At 65.5% G+C, this 12,800-nt stretch carries 10 protein-coding genes; 7 read left to right on the forward strand and 3 right to left on the reverse strand.

Going from position 1 to position 12,800, the window contains the following annotated elements:
* Window positions 1-2 precede the first annotated feature (2 nt).
* Complete coding sequence (gene ycaO, locus ACHFB9_RS04515; RefSeq protein ID WP_417069790.1) at window positions 3-1,718, reverse strand: 30S ribosomal protein S12 methylthiotransferase accessory factor YcaO; 1,716 nt, start codon at window positions 1,716-1,718, stop codon at window positions 3-5.
* Between the two features lie 288 nt (window positions 1,719-2,006).
* On the opposite strand from ycaO, the gene ACHFB9_RS04520 reads away from it, so the two are divergent.
* The 7 genes from ACHFB9_RS04520 to kdpE all read left to right on the forward strand — a co-directional run bounded on the left by ACHFB9_RS04520 (window position 2,007) and on the right by kdpE (window position 10,891).
* On the forward strand, window positions 2,007-2,099 hold the full coding sequence (locus tag ACHFB9_RS04520; RefSeq protein WP_417069791.1) for a potassium-transporting ATPase subunit F: 93 nt from the start codon (window positions 2,007-2,009) through the stop codon (window positions 2,097-2,099).
* Complete coding sequence (gene kdpA / locus ACHFB9_RS04525; protein WP_417069792.1) at window positions 2,096-3,919, forward strand: potassium-transporting ATPase subunit KdpA; 1,824 nt, start codon at window positions 2,096-2,098, stop codon at window positions 3,917-3,919. The genes ACHFB9_RS04520 and kdpA overlap by 4 nt, the downstream gene beginning before the upstream one ends.
* Window positions 3,912-5,975, forward strand: a complete 2,064-nt coding sequence (gene kdpB, locus ACHFB9_RS04530; RefSeq protein ID WP_417069793.1) for a potassium-transporting ATPase subunit KdpB — start codon at window positions 3,912-3,914, stop codon at window positions 5,973-5,975. The genes kdpA and kdpB overlap by 8 nt, the downstream gene beginning before the upstream one ends.
* A gap of 12 nt (window positions 5,976-5,987) precedes the next feature.
* Window positions 5,988-6,563, forward strand: coding sequence for a potassium-transporting ATPase subunit KdpC (gene kdpC / locus ACHFB9_RS04535; protein WP_417069794.1), 576 nt, complete (start codon window positions 5,988-5,990; stop codon window positions 6,561-6,563).
* Window positions 6,564-6,643: 80 nt separating this feature from the next.
* Complete coding sequence (locus tag ACHFB9_RS04540) at window positions 6,644-7,432, forward strand: TorF family putative porin (protein ID WP_417069795.1); 789 nt, start codon at window positions 6,644-6,646, stop codon at window positions 7,430-7,432.
* Between the two features lie 65 nt (window positions 7,433-7,497).
* Window positions 7,498-10,194 (forward strand): DUF4118 domain-containing protein, encoded by a 2,697-nt coding sequence (locus ACHFB9_RS04545; RefSeq protein WP_417069796.1) that lies wholly within the window; start codon window positions 7,498-7,500, stop codon window positions 10,192-10,194.
* Window positions 10,187-10,891, forward strand: coding sequence for a two-component system response regulator KdpE (gene kdpE, locus ACHFB9_RS04550; protein WP_417069797.1), 705 nt, complete (start codon window positions 10,187-10,189; stop codon window positions 10,889-10,891). The genes ACHFB9_RS04545 and kdpE overlap by 8 nt, the downstream gene beginning before the upstream one ends.
* A 35-nt stretch (window positions 10,892-10,926) precedes the next feature.
* Here the strand turns inward: kdpE and ACHFB9_RS04555 are convergent, their stop codons facing one another.
* Entirely contained in the window at window positions 10,927-11,826 is a 900-nt protein-coding gene (locus ACHFB9_RS04555) for a hypothetical protein (protein WP_417069798.1), read from the reverse strand.
* A 125-nt stretch (window positions 11,827-11,951) separates the two neighbouring features.
* Window positions 11,952-12,698 carry a M48 family metallopeptidase gene (locus tag ACHFB9_RS04560; RefSeq protein WP_417069799.1) on the reverse strand — a complete coding sequence of 249 codons (747 nt, stop codon included), beginning with the start codon at window positions 12,696-12,698 and terminating at the stop codon, window positions 11,952-11,954.
* Between the last annotated feature and the right edge of the window lie 102 nt (window positions 12,699-12,800).

Consider the following 12,800-nt stretch of genomic DNA (forward strand, 5'->3'; position numbering starts at 1 on the left):
ATTCAGATCTGCCAGAGCTTGCGGTACTCGGCGAGCAGGGCCTGGTGCTTCGCGCTCGCTTCGAAGTTCGGGCCCAAGGCTCCCAGACCGAAGAAGGGATCCTCGCCGGCGATCAGAGCCCTCGCCTTGGCGAGTGCCTCAAAGCCATAGAGCACGGCGATCGTGACGTCGAAACGGCCCGCCTCGGGCAGCCTCAGCAGCGCTTCGAGCGCACGATAGACGCAGCTGCGCGCCTCGGCGATCTGGCCGAATTGGGCGACCCAGGCGCTGCCGTCGGCGGCCGCTTCATTGTCTCCCTGCCTCAGCGCGAGCAGGGTCTTCAGCTCGCCGATGCGCAGACTCGCCCAGGGGCTGTCGGCGTCGGGCGCGAGCCCGATCACTTCGCTGACCAGGCGCTCGTCGGCGAACTCGAGCTCGTCCAGAGTGTCGAGCAGCGCTGCGCATTCCTCCTCGCCGAGCTCGGGCAGGCGGGCGAGCGCGGGGCGGATCGCATTGCCCCGACTGCTGTTCTCCCATTCGAGCTCTTCGACCGGGTAGACCTCGGACATGCCGGGAACCAGGATCCGGCACGCGTAGGCGCCCAGATGTTCAAAGTCGGCGATGTAGATGTCGTGTCCGGCCTCCTCGATGCAGCGCACCAGCCACGCGAACTCCTCGCGGGTGCTGCCGCTGTGGTTCCAGTCGCAGAACTCGAAGTCCGGGTCTTCGCCGAAGAAGTTCCAGCTGATCACGCCGCTTGAATCGACGAAGTGGATCTCCAGGTTCTGCGGGTCGGCCACCTCTTCGAGGTCGAAGCCGGGCGCCGGGAAACCGTCCAGCGCGTCCAGCGCCCGGCCTTGCAAGAGCTCGGTCAGCGCGCGCTCGAGCGCGACTTCAAAGCAGGGGTGGGCGCCGAAGCTCGCGTAGCAGCCGTGGTCGCGCGGATTGAGCAAGGTCACGACGAGCACCGGAAACTGTCCGCCCAGCGATGCGTCGCTGACCCGGATGCCGAAGCCCGCCGCGCGCAGCTCGGCGATGCCGGCTGCGATCCGTGGCGTGCGCGCGATCACTTCGGGCGGGATCTGCGGCAGGCAGAGGCCTTCGCGCAGCACGCGGAATTTGACGTAGCGCTCGAGGATCTCCGAGAGCGACTGCGCACGCGCTTCGGGCGCCGTGTTGCCGGCCGCGAGACCATTGCTCAGATAGAGGTTGCCGATCACGTTGACCGGGAACCAGACCGTCTCGCCATCGCGCTGACGCACCAGAGGCAGCGCGCAGATGCCGCGCTCCGCGTTGCCGGTGTTCTGTTCGACCAGAGTCGAAGCCGGGATGCTGTCGTCGGGGTTGTAGAACGCGCGCAGCTCGGCGCTCAAAAGGCCTTCCGGCCATTCGTCGCCGTCAATCGGAAACCAGCGCTCTGTGGGCGAGACCGAAAACGCGTGCTTCGCGAGCGCCTCGCCCAAGTGGTAGTGGGTCCAGTAGTGGTTGCAGGACAGGCGCTCGATGAATTCGCCGAGCGCGCTCGCCAGCGCCGCAAGGCGCGAGCCGCCCTTGCCGTTCGAGAACAGCATCGGGCAGTCGCGGTCGTACAGGTGCACGGACCAGCAGTCGGCGACCGGGTTGAGCCAGGATCTCTCTTCGACGGCGAAGCCGCGCGCGGCAAGCAGGCCTTGCAGGCGGCTGATCGAGGTTTCGAGCGGGGCGTCCTTGCCCGGGATGAAGTGTTCGGTGTTCGACATGGTGGCGGAGTCCTGACGGGAGGCACATTGTGCCCGCAAGAGCGCACCAGGGGGCGGCGGCGGGCGCAATGCCCGCTGCTGAGCGACCGGTCTTCTCATCTTTACGCGTTCTTGACGCGTCACGCGCGGATCTTTCCCCCGTCTTTTCGCCCCGCTGACTAGAGTTCAAGCGTTCCCGACAAATCGTTCAGGAGACGCGATGGATCTGCTTTTCATTGCCCTTGGGGCAGCTTTTTTTGCGGTGACGGTTGCGATAGGCGCGGCTTTCGAGCGGATCAGGAGGCGCAGATGACTGCGTTGCACCTGATCGCACTGGGCCTGGTCTGCGGCCTGGTGATCTACCTGTTGCTCGTGCTCTTCAATCCAGAGGATTACTCATGAATGCCAATGCCTGCCTCCAGGCAGGGTTCTACATCGTCGTGCTGCTCGCCTTGGCCTGGCCGCTCGGTCTCTACATGGCCCGCGTGTTCGAGGGCAAGCTGCCCATCTTCGTGCGCTGGCTCGCCCCGCTCGAACGCAGGCTGTATCGCCTCGCCGGCACCCGGCTTGATGACGACATGAGCTGGCGCCGCTATGCGCTGGCGGTGCTGCTCTTCAATGCCGCGGGCTTCCTTGCGGTCTATGCGCTGCAGCGCCTGCAATGGTGGCTGCCGCTGAACCCCCAGGGCTTCGCCAATATTCCCCCTGATCTCGCTTTCAACACCGCGGTCAGCTTCGCGACCAATACCAACTGGCAGAGCTACAGTGGGGAAGTGGTGCTGTCCTACTGCACGCAGATGTTCGCGCTGACGGTGCAGAACTTCGTCTCGGCCGCGACCGGCATCGCGGTGCTGCTCGCGCTGGTGCGTGGCTTCACGCGCCGCGAGGCGGGTGGGGTCGGCAATTTCTGGGTCGATATGACCCGCGCTACGCTCTATGTGCTCTTGCCGCTGTCGCTGATCCTCGCGCTCGCGCTGGTCGGCCAGGGCGTCGTGCAGACCTTCTCTCCATACAGGGACGTCGCGCGCGTCGAGACGCTCGCTTACGACGCGCCGGTGCTGGATGCCGCCGGCAACCCGGTGCTCGACAAGCAGGGCAAGCCCGTCACCCAGCCAGCCAGCACCGCGACCCAAACCCTCGCGCTGGGGCCGGCCGCCTCGCAGATCGCGATCAAGCAACTCGGCACCAACGGTGGCGGTTTCTTCGGTGTGAACTCGGCTCACCCCTACGAGAACCCGACGCCGCTCGCGAACTTCCTCGAAATGCTGGCCATCCTGATCATTCCCGCCGCGCTGTGCGTCACGTTCGGACGCATGGTCCGCGACGACAGGCAGGGCTTCGCGATCCTCGCGGCAATGACTCTCGTGCTGGGCGTGCTGATGGCCGTCTGCATCGGCGCCGAGCAGGCGGGCAACCCGATGTTCGACAAGCTCGGGCTCGCGACCCAGGCTTCCGACTTGCAGGCCGGCGGCAATATGGAGGGCAAGGACACGCGCTTCGGCATCGTCAACTCGGCGATCTGGGCGACCGTGACCACCGCGGCATCGAACGGATCGGTCAATGCGATGCACGATTCCTTCACGCCGCTGGGGGGGCTCGTGCCGATGTGGCTGATGCAGCTCGGCGAAGTGATCTTCGGTGGCGCAGGGTCCGGACTCTACGGGATGCTGGTGTTCGCGCTTGTCGCGGTCTTCGTCGCCGGGTTGATGATTGGTCGAACGCCGGAGTATCTCGGCAAGAAGATCGAATCCTTCGAGATGAAGATGTCCGCGGTCGCGTTGCTCGCGCCGCCCGCGGTGGTGCTCGTCGGCACCGCGGTCGCGGTGCTGGTCGATCCGGGCCGCTCCGTCGTCGGCAACCCCGGCACCCATGGCTTCTCGGAAATCCTCTATGCCTTTTCGTCGGCCGCCAACAACAACGGCAGCGCCTTCGGTGGATTGGGTACCAACAACCTTTTCTACAACCTGATGCTTGGGTTCGCGATGTTGATCGCCCGCTACTGGGTCATCGTCCCGGTTCTGGCGATCGCCGGTTCGCTGGCGGCCAAGAAGAGCGTGCCCGCCTCCAGCGGTACCTTGCCCACCCACGGCCCGATGTTCGTCGGCCTGTTGATCGCCACCGTCGTCGTGGTCGGCGCGCTGAGCTTCCTGCCCGCGCTCGCGCTCGGCCCGATCGCCGAACACCTGCAGATGATCGTGCAGTCGGAGACCTCCCATGAATGAAATGCTCGCGATGTTCGACCGCAAGCTCGTGCTCGAAGCGGTGGTCGAATCCTTCAAACGCCTGAGTCCCAGACACCAGCTGCGCAACCCGGTGATGTTCGTCGTCTGGCTCGGCTCGCTGCTGACCACCGGCCTCTACCTCCAGGCCCTGCGCGGCTCGGGCGAAGCCCCCGCCGGCTTCATCTTCGCGGTGACGCTGTGGTTGTGGTTCACTGTGCTCTTCGCGAACTTCGCGGAGGCCATCGCCGAGGGCCGCGGCAAGGCCCAGGCGGCGGCACTGCGCGGCCTGCGCAAGACGGTCTGGGCGAAAAAGCTCGTCGAGCCCAAGCTCGGCTCGCTCTCCCGCCCCGTCCCGTCGGAAGAGCTGCGCTGCGGCGATATCGTCATGGTCAGCGCGGGCGAGACGATTCCCGGTGACGGTGTCGTGATCGAGGGAATCGCCTCGGTCGACGAGTCGGCGATCACCGGCGAGTCGGCTCCAGTGATTCGCGAAGCCGGCGGCGATTTTTCGTCGGCGACCGGCGGCACCCGGGTGCTGTCGGACTGGTTGATGATCCGGATCGAAGCGAACCCTGGCGAGACCTTCCTCGACCGGATGATCTGCATGGTCGAGGGCGCACAGCGCAAGAAGACTCCGAACGAGATCGCGCTGACCATCCTTCTGGTGTTCTTCACGCTGATCTTCCTGCTCGCCGTCGCGACGCTGCTGCCCTTTTCGATGTTCTCGGTCGTCGTCAGCGGTGCAGGCCAGGTTGTCACGGTCACGGCGCTGACCGCGCTGCTCGTCTGCCTGATCCCGACCACGATAGGGGGGCTCCTCTCAGCGATCGGTGTCGCCGGCATGGGACGCATGATGGCCAGAAAGGTCATCGCGACATCCGGGCGCGCGGTCGAGGCTGCCGGCGACGTCGACGTGCTTCTGCTCGATAAGACCGGCACGATCACGTTGGGCAACCGTCAGGCCAGCACGCTGATCGCGGCCCTGGGCGTGTCCGACAAGCTGCTCGCCGAAGCCGCGCTGATGAGCTCGCTCGCCGACGAGACCCCGGAAGGCCGCTCGATCGTCGTGCTGGCCAAAGAGAAACTGCAGCTGCGCGGGCGCGACATCTCCGCCGAGGGCGCCACCTTTGTGCACTTCTCCGCCCACACGCGGATGAGCGGCATCGACTTCAATGGTCGCTCGATCCGCAAGGGGGCGGCTGAAGCGGTGCGCACCTACATCGAATCGCTGGGCGGCTGCATGCCACGCGAAGTGACGATGGCGGTCGAAGACGTCAGCCGCCGCGGTTCGACTCCACTGGTCGTCGCCGAGGGCGCCCGGATTCTGGGCATCGTCGAACTCAAGGACATCGTCAAGGGCGGCATCAAGGAGCGCTTCTCCGAACTGCGCCAGATGGGGATACGGACCGTGATGATCACCGGGGATAACCGGCTCACCGCGGCCGCAATCGCCGCCGAGGCGGGCGTCGATGACTTCCTCGCCGAAGCGACGCCCGAGGCCAAGCTCAAGCTGATCCGCGAGTACCAGCAGCAGGGACGCCTCGTCGCGATGACCGGGGACGGCACCAACGACGCCCCGGCGCTGGCCCAGGCCGACGTCGCGGTCGCGATGAACAGTGGCACCCAGGCCGCCAAGGAGGCCGGCAACATGGTCGACCTCGACTCGAACCCGACCAAGCTGATCGAGATCGTTGAGACCGGCAAGCAGATGCTGATGACGCGCGGTTCGCTGACGACTTTTTCGATCGCCAACGACGTTGCGAAGTACTTCGCGATCATCCCGGCGATGTTCGTCGCAACTTATCCGCAGCTCGGCGCGCTGAACGTGATGCGTCTGGCGACGCCGAACTCCGCGATTCTGTCGGCGGTGATCTTCAACGCGCTGATCATCATCGCGCTGATCCCGCTCGCGCTGAAGGGAGTTGCTTACCGACCGCTGGGGGCTGCCGCTCTGCTGCGCCGCAACCTGTTGGTCTACGGCTGCGGCGGCCTGATCCTGCCCTTCATCGGCATCAAGGCCATCGACCTGATCCTGGTCGGCCTGAAGCTCGCCTGAGGAGACCCAAACATGTTCAAGGAAATCCGCCCCACGTTGGTCCTGCTCGGCGCCTTCACGCTGATCACCGGCGGGCTCTACCCGGTCGTGGTCACCGCGATCGCGAAAGCCGCTTTCCCCGCCCAGGCCGAGGGCAGCCTGATCGTCCGCGACGGCAAGAGCACCGGCTCGACGCTGATCGGCCAGAGCTTCAGCTCTGCCAAGTACTTCTGGAGCCGGCCTTCGGCGACCAGCCCGATGGCGCACAACGCGCGAGCCTCCAGCGGTTCGAACCAGGGGCCGCTGAACCCGGCGCTCGCCGAGGCGATCAGAGGCCGTATCGCGGCGCTGAAGGCCTCCGATCCGCAGCAGGGCGCGCCGATTCCGGTCGACCTCGCCACCGCATCGGCGAGCGGACTCGATCCGCACATCAGCCCTGCCGCGGCCGCCTGGCAGGCGCCGCGCATCGCCCGCGAGCGCGGTCTGCCCCGAGGCCAGGTCGACGCGCTGATCGCGCTGCACACCGAAGGGCGCCAGTTCGGAGTCCTCGGTGAGCCCCGGGTCAATGTGCTGGCGCTGAACCTCGCGCTCGACGCGCTCAACAAGTAAGTCCGCATTTCGACGCACGCCTCGCCGCCCCGGATAGGGCTGGCGCGGCGGCGTGCGCCCCATCCCCCCGGAGATAAACGATGAAATACCCAATGAAGTCCCTGATCCTTGTGCTGACAATCCTGTTCGCGGGCGTTATCCATGCAGAAGAAGCAAAGGGCACGCTGACCGGCAATGTCAGCCTCGCCTCCGAGTACCTGTACCGCGGTATTGCGCAGACGAACCACAAGCCGGCCGTTCAGGGCGGTTTCGATTTTGGCCATCCGAGTGGCGCCTATGCCGGAGTTTGGGGTTCGAACATCAGCTGGCTGTCCGATGCGGGAGCCGGCCGCGTCAGTGCGCCAGTCGAACTCGATCTCTATGGTGGTTACAAGGCCGCGCTTGGGGATCTGAGCTACGATGTCGGTGGCTTGTATTACTACTATCCGGGCAACTACCCGGACGGCTGGGTCAGCCCGAACACCTTCGAAGCCTATCTGGGGCTCGGCTACAAGTTCCTGTCCTTGAAGACCTTCTACGCTTTGACCAACTTGTTCGGTGCGACTGACCCAGCTGATCCGACCAGGAAAGCCGCAAGCCGAGGCAGCTATTATCTCGACCTGTCGGCCACCTATCCGCTCAGCGAAAGCCTGAAGCTGCTCAGCCATGTCGGTTACCAGTCGGTCGAAGGCGCCAGAGGGAGCGACGGCTCAACCGCGAACTACACCGACTACAAGCTCGGCGCGACGAAGGACGCGCTCGGAATGACCCTGGGCTTGTTCTACAGCGGTAGCAATGCCAAGGGCGGCAGCGGGCAGTTCTACCGCAGCGCCTTCGACAAGGATCTGGGCGCCGGTTGCGTGCAGCTCACCCTTTCCAAAACGCTCTGAACGTCAAACGGGGCCGGCAGACACCGCGCCCCGGCGGATAATCCAACAGCAGGATAATTGCAGCGATGACCGACGAACGCCCCGATCCAGAAGAGCTGCTGGCCAGTCTTGAAGCCGAGGCAACTCGTGCCCAACGGGGTAAGCTGCGGATCTTTTTTGGCGCCAGCCCCGGGGTTGGCAAGACCTACGGGATGCTCTTGGCCGCCCGACAGATGCAGGCCCAGGGCGTCGACGTGTTGGTTGGCGTCGTGGAGACCCACGGTCGCGACGAGACGGCGAAACTGCTGCAGGGGCTGGAGGTGCTACCCCGGCGCCACGTGTCCTATCGCGGTCACTCGCTCGAAGAATTCGACCTCGATGCCGCGCTCGCGCGCCGGCCCGGCCTGATCCTGATCGACGAGCTCGCCCACAGCAATGCGCCGGGATCGCGTCATCCCAAGCGCTGGCAGGATGTCTGTGAGCTGATCGAGGCGGGCATGGATGTGTTCTCGACGCTCAACGTCCAGCACCTCGATAGCGCCAGCGATGTCGTCGCCAGCATCACCGGCATCCGTGTCTTCGAGACGGTGCCCGATCATGTGTTCGATGCCGCGGACGAAGTCATCCTCGTCGATCTGACGCCCGAGGAGCTGCTCGCGCGGATGCGCGAAGGCAAGGTCTATCTGCCGCAACAGGCCGAGCGGGCGATCCAGAATTTCTTCCGCAAGGGCAACCTGCTGGCGCTGCGCGAGATGGCGCTGCGCCGCACTGCCGACCGCGTCGACGAAGATGTGCGCGACTATCGGCGCGCGCGCGCGGTATCCCGTGTCTGGAAGACCGGGGCTACTCTGCTCGCCTGCATCGGTGCCGACGAGACCGCCGAGCGGATCGTCCGCGCTGCGGCCCGGATGGCGACGGAACAGGAAGCGGGCTGGCACGCGATCTATGTCGAGACGCCGGCGCTGCAGCGCCTCAGCGCAGCTCATCGGGAGCGCTGCTACAAGCTGCTGGGCCAGGCCGAATCGCTCGGCGCCCGAATCGCGGTGCTCTCTGGAAAAGACGCCGCCGTCGTCGCGGCTCAGTACGCCCGGCGCGAGAATATCGGGCGCATCATCGTCGGCCGACGGCGGTCGGTGCGGGGACTTTGGCGGGCGGGTTTTGCCGAGCGGCTGGCGAGCGCCGCGCCCGAGATCGATCTGATCCAGCTCGGTCGGGATCCGCTTCGCGCGGACAGGCCGCTTCACGAAAAGCCGCCGCTGCGCCGTGCCTTCAGCATCGCGACCGCCCGGCGCTATGGTCTGGCGCTGCTGGGGGTCGCGGCGATGACCGTGATTGCCGCTCCGCTGCGCGACGCCTTCGAGCTGGCCAACATCGTCATGATCTTCCTGCTTGCGGTGCTGTTCGCCGGGGTGAAACTCGGTCGCGGTCCCGCGGTGCTCACGGCCTTCCTGTCCGTGGCCTGTTTCGATTTCTTTTTCGTGCCGCCCCGGCTCTCGTTCGCGGTCTCCGACGCTCAGTATCTGGTGACCTTTTTCGTGCTGCTGGCGACCGGGCTCATCACCGGCCAGCTCGCGGCCGGCCTGCGCTTTCAGGTGCGCGTCGCCGAGAACCGCGAGGCGCGCTCGCGGGCGCTGTACGAGATGGCGCGCGAATTGACAGCGGCTCTGGCCACCGAGCAGATCATCGAGATATCCCGGCGCTACATGGAGCGCGCGATCGAAGGCGAGATCGCGCTGCTGCTGCCCGACAAGGATGAGCGCATCCGTTTGTCTGGCGATGAGGCCAGGCGGGGCTTTGACGAGGGCGTCGCGCAGTGGGCTCTGGACCATGGCGAAGAGGCCGGGCAGGGGACGGGCACTCTGCCGGCCAACCCTGCGCTCTACATACCGCTGCGCGCGCCGATGCGGGTGCGTGGCGTGATGGCCGTGCGCCCGGACGATGCGGCGTGGAACCCGATGCCCGAACAGCGGCAGCTGATCGCGACGAGCGCCGCGCTGATCGCGATCGCGCTCGAACGCGTGCATTACATCGAAGTCGCTCAGCAGGCTCTGCTGCATATGGAGTCCGAGCGCCTGCGCAATTCGCTGCTCGCCGCGCTCTCGCACGATCTGCGCACGCCGCTGACGGCGCTGGTCGGGCTCGCCGATACGCTCTCGCTCAGTCCTCCGGCGAGCGCAGCCGAGCGCGCCGACATCGCCGGCGCGATCCGGGAACAGGCGCACCGCACCAGTACGCTGGTCGAGAATCTGCTCGACATGGCCAAGCTGCAATCCGGCGGCGTGAAGCTCAAACGCGAGTGGCAGCCAGTCAGCGAAGTGATTGCCTCGGCGCTCGATTCCCGGGCGAGCCTGCTGGCCCGGCATACGATTCGGCTGGCGATCCCCGAAGACTTTCCTTTCGTCGAGATCGACGCGGTGCTGATGGAGCGGGTCTTCGTCAACCTGTTTGAAAACGCGGCAAAGTACACTCCGCCCGGCTCGGTCATCGTGGTCGCTGCGCGGCAGATCGAGTCGGAGAAGGGGGCGCGGATCGAGCTGGTCGTCGAAGACGACGGACCTGGTATCCCACCGGGGCGGGAGAGCTGGCTGTTCGAAAAGTTTACGCGCGGCCAGGACGAATCCTCGGTGTCGGGTGTCGGTCTGGGGCTCGCGATCGTCCGCGCCATCGTCGAGGCCCACGACGGCCAAGTCCGGGCGGAAAATCGCCCCCAGGGCGGGGCGCGTTTTGTGATCACGCTTCCTGCCGGCACTCCTCCGGATCTCACTGAGCTTCCCCATGCCTGAAGTCGGTCTTGCCACGCCTACCCATGTGTTGATCGTCGAGGACGACGCACCGATCCGCCGCTTCGTGCGCTCCGCCCTCGAAGGGGAAGGGATGCATGTCACGGAAGCGGACTGCGCCCAGCGGGGGCTGATCGATGCGGCGACGCGGCGCCCCGATCTGCTGATCCTCGATCTCGGTCTGCCGGACCGCGACGGAGTCGAGCTCATCCGCGAGCTGCGCACCTGGTCGAGCTCGCCTGTGCTGGTGCTGTCGGCGCGCACCGACGAGGCCGACAAGGTGATGGCTCTGGATGCCGGAGCGGACGACTATCTGACCAAACCCTTCGGAGTGCCGGAGCTGCTGGCCCGGATCCGCGCCTTGCAGCGGCGCATCGTTCAGCCGGCGCAGATGGCCTCGACGGTGCTCTGTTTCGGTGAGGTCACCGTCGACCTCGTCCGCCGCTCAGTCACGCGCGCGGGCGAGGCGGTTCATCTGACGCCGATCGAGTACCGGCTGCTCGCGCTGCTCGCGACCAACGCCGGGCGCGTGCTGACGCAGCGCCAGCTTCTCAAGGATGTCTGGGGCCCCGGCCACATCGAGGACGGGCACTATCTGCGGGTCTTCATCGCCAGTCTGAGGAAGAAGCTCGAGGCTGATCCGCTTCGCCCCGCGCTGATCAAGACCGAGACCGGCGTCGGCTATCGGCTGGTACCTTAGCTGCGGCAGGCGAGTAGCTTCGCGCAGGTCGATCGCTATCGCGTTCGTGCGTGTTCGCTGTGGAACCAGAGCTCCTTGCGCGCCAGCGGTGTCTGCGGCGGAAGGAATGGGTTGGGTAGATCGATGATGACCCTGTCCCTGATCTTGGCGCGGGCCAGCACGTCTCCGTGGTATTCGAGGAAGAGCTTGTCGAAGCTTCCGTCCTTGATCGAGCGTTCCAGGCCGCTTTCGATCAGCCAGGCGATCCGTTCGTCGCGGCGATTGACGAAGAAATAGTAGGCGCTGGGGTAGCGGACGAGGAGATGGGGTTCGACGACGAGTCCCTGGCCCTTATGGGACTGGGCTTCGGCCCAGATCTCCGGGATGCTGCGCGGGAACCACGAGAAGCGTCCGTTGGTGAGCATCGCGAACAGCGAATCGTAGGAAGAGCTCGTTTCGACCGGGATTGCGCTCGCCCTGAGGATTGCGGTGTCGGGCCAGTCCAGCTGTTGTCCTGCGGCGAGTTTCTGGAGGTCCTTGAGCGTGCGGACCTTCGCGAACAGGGGCAGGTCTTTCTGGCGCACGAGAGCGATCCGCCATCCTCCCAGGCCTTTGAAGACGCAGATCCGGACAGGCAGCAGCCTCGCCTCGCGCTCGCGGCTCGTGACCATCCACGCGACATTGATTTCCCTGCCCAGCGCGAGCTCGTCCGCGACGCGCGCCTTGTTCATGACCGCGGTCGATGCTCTGAGTGTGAACGCAGTGCCGCTCTTGGCGAGCGCGAGTTCCAGAAGTTTCAGAGGGTATTCGCTGCGATGATCGAAAGCCGAGACCGGTCTCGGATAGACCAGATTCAGGGTTTCGGCATGGACGCAGGCTGCTGAGACGATCAGGCCGCTCAGGACGAGGAGGATTCTGCCCAGGAACGGGGAGAGGGGGCGGGACGGGTGCTTCATCGGGCGCTTCGACAGGCTGACACATGGGGGCCGCAAGCATAGCAGCGGAGTCATTACTGCCTGGTCTGTCGTCTGTTTCCGGGAAGACGGCCGCTGTTCTGGCTGCCGTCTCTCTCTTCCGATGCTTACTTCAGCTTCGCTTCGATCTTCTCGGCGCGTTCTTTCGAGGCGGGGTGGGACGAGAACATGCTGGCGCTGCCGGTCTCACCGCTGATCTCCTGGAGTTTGCGCAGCGCCGTGACGGCGGCGTGCGGATCGTAGCTGTGGCGCTTCATGAACTCATAAGCGTAGGCGTCGGCATCGCTCTCCTGGCTCTGCGAGAACTGCGCATTGACCAGCTTTTCGGACAGGTTGCCCAGCTCGGACTGGCTCAGCGCGGCGGCAGCGCCACCGGCGGCGGCGCCGGCATCACGCGCGGCAGAGGCGACATAGGCGACCTGGAGCGCTTTCTTCGAGTGGCCCAGCTTGACGTGGCCGACTTCGTGGCCGATCACGAAGCGGATTTCGTCGTCGGTGAACTTGTCCATCAGCGAGCTGAACACGCGGACGGTGCCGTCAGCCATCGCGAAGGCGTTGATGTCGCGAACCAGATAGACCTTGAAGTTCAGCTTCAAGCCGTCTTCGTTGTCGAGACCGGCGACGATCTTGCGCAGCCGCTTTTCGTACTTGTCGCCCTTGGGGGCAACCTTGTTGTGGGTGTCCATCCACTCGGCGGACTGGCTCGCCACGGCTTTCACGTCGTCGTCGGACAGCGTTGCGGCCTTGCCGAGGCCGGTCGCGGCATTGAGGACTCCGCCGAGGTTGAAGGCGAAGGCCGGGGCGGTGAGCGCGGCCAGAAGGGAGGCGGCTGCCAGCGTGCGGATGAACTTCATCGACTGAAACTCCAGGAAAATCGGGTGATTTGAACGAAGAACGGCAGCCGATGGCTGCCGCTCTTGATGCGGAACGCATATTCTAGCGAATGTGCGCGGATA

Origin of the sequence: Niveibacterium terrae (genome assembly GCF_048213115.1) — a bacterium.
Classification (GTDB): domain Bacteria; phylum Pseudomonadota; class Gammaproteobacteria; order Burkholderiales; family Rhodocyclaceae; genus Niveibacterium; species Niveibacterium terrae.